Origin of the sequence: Streptobacillus ratti (assembly GCF_001891165.1) — a bacterium.
In the GTDB taxonomy this organism is placed as follows: domain Bacteria; phylum Fusobacteriota; class Fusobacteriia; order Fusobacteriales; family Leptotrichiaceae; genus Streptobacillus; species Streptobacillus ratti.
Genome location: NZ_LKKW01000056.1, coordinates 1 through 3,382, shown reverse-complemented (window position 1 = coordinate 3,382; position 3,382 = coordinate 1). Strand labels below are relative to the sequence as shown.

Sequence of the window (3,382 nt, the reverse complement as noted above, 5' to 3'; positions counted from 1 at the left end):
AAAAAAATAGGATATACAGTACCATCATAAATGACCAAATCTATTGAAAGGAACTGTATATCCATGACTAATAATAACAGATTTTTTAAAATTAATAAATTAGTATAAAAAAAGATGTTAACTTGTTAAAATTAATATCTTAAAAATTTCAACTATTAACATCTTTATATCATTACCACTTATAATCTAAATATAGCCCTACTTTAGCTTCTGCATTTCTATAATCAAGACCATTACCTTGTGTATTATTAGAACTAATCTCAACTATTACTTCTCCCTTTGGTTTTATTGATAATTTATCATCTAAGAATTTAAATTCTACTTCTACTCCAGGATTTAATAAGATTTTTTGGTCAATATTTAGACCAAATTTTGTCTTTTCTTCCCTTATTTTTTCTATATCTTTTTTACTTATTTTTGCTATACCATTTTCATCTATCTGTTTTCTCTTTATATCTCTAAGTGCTGTGTACAATCTATCTGAATCAAACATATTTGAATATGATAATCCTAATTTACTAGTTACCTTTATTCCCTCTTTTACTTTATATGAAAGACTATTATTATTATACACCTTATAGTTATATTGACCATGTAAGAATAAATCAACTAAATGTCTACTTAGACTGTCATCATTTCCACTAGAACCTTGATTGTCAATATACTTAAATAACCCTATAGCTTTTGCTCCTATTTCATTTTTAGTTTCTATTCTTTCATTTACCTTGTATTCTATTCCTACCTTTGTATCTCCAAATCCTAATATTTCTATTTCATTAACTTGAAATATCATTCCTAATCTATTTGAACTCGTTAAGTTTAATTCTCCTATTAATTTTAACTTATCATTAACTCTATACTCTGATTTATTATCAAACCAAGCATTTACTACTGCAAGAGGTCTAATATCAACATATCCCATTACATATCTTGCATCTATGCTATGTTTTGAATTTAATTTATCTGTATTATTTTCATAAGTTATTCCCAGTCCTGCTAAACCTACATGTCCATGAAATATTTCTTTACTATTATCAAGATTCATATTATATCTGTATTTAGATTCTAATCTAAATTCAAAATTTCTTGACTTAGCTTTTATTTCATTCTCTGTATATGCAGATAACACTGTTAAATCATTTTCTCCTGTAACTTTATATTTATCAGTATCTACTTGATTTTTATTTGTAAATACTTTACCTTTTACTTTATTTAACGATTTAAGTTCTAATATTCTTCCCTTATAACCCAAGTTAAATAAAAATTCTTCTTTATGTAATAATTTTTCTGTTGGATTACTCTTAGGTGCTTTGTCTTTCTTTTTATCGTCATCACTAAGATTACCGCTATAATCAAAGAAAGTTTCATGTTTTAATGATGAATTTAAATTAAAATTATTTTTTTCATAAACTAAACCAAATTCTCCACCATAAGCATGATGTTTATCACTTATTAATATAGTTCCTAAATAAGCATGTCCTTTACCTATTATCTCTAAGTTTCCATACTTACTAGATAACTTTACATCTCCTTTTAATCTTCCTAATTTATCTAATATTGTATTTTTAGCTTTATGATTTAAATTTACTTCTAATTCATGTCTACCAAATTTTTGTTTTAAATTTACGAAGCTTTCAAGTCTTCCCATTCCACTATTAAAACTATCTGTAGTGTATATTATTCCTATCTTTGATTTAGTTGTATCGTAATCTAAATCTAAAACCCCTGAAGCTAATATTTGATTTCCTTTTAATCTTAATCCTTGACTATGATAAAGTTCTCTTCTTGCTTTTTCATCATCTTCATATTTCTTATCCCATAATCCTCTTAACTTTAATCCCTCTTTTATTGAATCTTCCATTCCATCTTTATACTGAAATCCACCATTTAATGTTAATTCTATATGTTCATTTATATTTTTCTTAAATCCAAAACCTATGTTTACTTTTCCATCTTTAGTTTTTTCATTTTTTTCTATTTTTCCACCTAGGTACACAAATACTTCTTTATTCTTACCTAATAATGCACCTATATTTAAATCATTAGATATACTATATCCTAAAGTAGTATTATGATTATCTTTTAACTTTGATTCTGCATCATTTTTAACATAAAAAGTTGTAGATAAACTTGATAATGAACTTAAAGCTAATATACCTAATATTGTTTTATTCTTCATATTTATTTTTCCCATGTATATTTCACTCCTGTTCTTATTTTACTTCTAGCTCCTGCATATTGACCTTGTTTATTAAAACTCATACGAGCAGTATATTCAACTTCAACATCAAAATTATCATTTAGTTTATATCCTAATTTTACTTCTGGTATTAAGTGCATGTGGGTTCTATTTTCAAAATAGTTTCCAGGTCCAAATATTTTATGTCCACTCCACTCTCCAAGATTGTATTTAAGTTCTTCTTTTCTACTAAAGTATCCATTATCTATATCAGCAGTAAGTTTTCCTGAAATACTTATTGTTCCATTTTCTCTAAAACTTTTTTCAAATTCATAACCTACATATGATTTAAATACAAATCCTTTATGATACCCTGAATATACTTCATAAGCATCTTCATCATAAATTTGTTGATTTCTTATGTTATAATGGCTTATATATGCTCCTGTTAATATATTATTCTTGTAATCTTTACCTGATAATATATTATTTTTATAATCTACTCCAGCTCCAACTGTTAAACCATAAGGCATTAATTTTTTGCTTGAAAACCATGTAGATAAATACGCATCTAAGTCTGTAACAAATGTAAAATTCTTACCTAAATCATATTTTAATTTAGTATATAGCTCATATTTATGTTCTTTCTCTACTACTGGTTTATTATTCCAAAGCCAAGAATCAAATAAACTATACTTAGCTCTTACATTTATATCTAAATCTTCTAACTTCTTATTGTATTCATATTTTAACCCTAAACTTTTAGCATAGTCTAACTTTAACTCTATTTCTCCAAATTCTTTAAAATCTAATCCTAATCCTACATATGTATTACTTGATTCTAATATTCTTTTAGTTGGTCCATCATCCATAGCTATACTTAATCCACCTGATAACTTCAAAAATTCATATAACTTTACTGAACCATTAAAATTATTTTCAAATGATAAATTACTGTATTGTAAAATATTACCTTGAATATCTCCATTTAATTCTACTTTTAATTTCTTTGAATTTTTAAAATCAAATAAATCAGCTGATAATGATATACTAGATAACATCATCAAATTTAATAAAAATATTTTAAATCCTTTCATTTGTCATCCTTTCATTACCATTTGTATTCCACTTTTAATCCAGCTTTTACATTTGTTGATTGATATTTAATTTTATTGTCATTCTTCTTTTGTTGTGAGATAATAC

General features: G+C 25.2%; 2 protein-coding genes. Both read right to left on the bottom strand.

Features of this window, described 5'->3' with window-relative positions:
• Nucleotides 1-172: 172 nt before the first annotated feature.
• Entirely contained in the window at nt 173-2,194 is a 2,022-nt protein-coding gene (locus BT993_RS06680; RefSeq protein ID WP_244147566.1) for a hypothetical protein, read from the bottom strand.
• Nucleotides 2,182-3,276: a hypothetical protein gene (locus BT993_RS06675; RefSeq protein ID WP_072593791.1), complete on the bottom strand. Its 1,095-nt coding sequence runs from the start codon at nt 3,274-3,276 to the stop codon at nt 2,182-2,184. The genes BT993_RS06680 and BT993_RS06675 overlap by 13 nt, the downstream gene beginning before the upstream one ends.
• Nucleotides 3,277-3,382 lie beyond the last annotated feature (106 nt).

Bases quoted from the DNA above. Each gene is read 5' to 3' on its own strand.
- BT993_RS06675 (WP_072593791.1), bottom strand. From the start codon at position 3,276: ATGAAAGGATTTAAAATATTTTTATTAAATTTGATGATGTTATCTAGT.
- BT993_RS06680 (WP_244147566.1), bottom strand. From the start codon at position 2,194: ATGGGAAAAATAAATATGAAGAATAAAACAATATTAGGTATATTAGCT.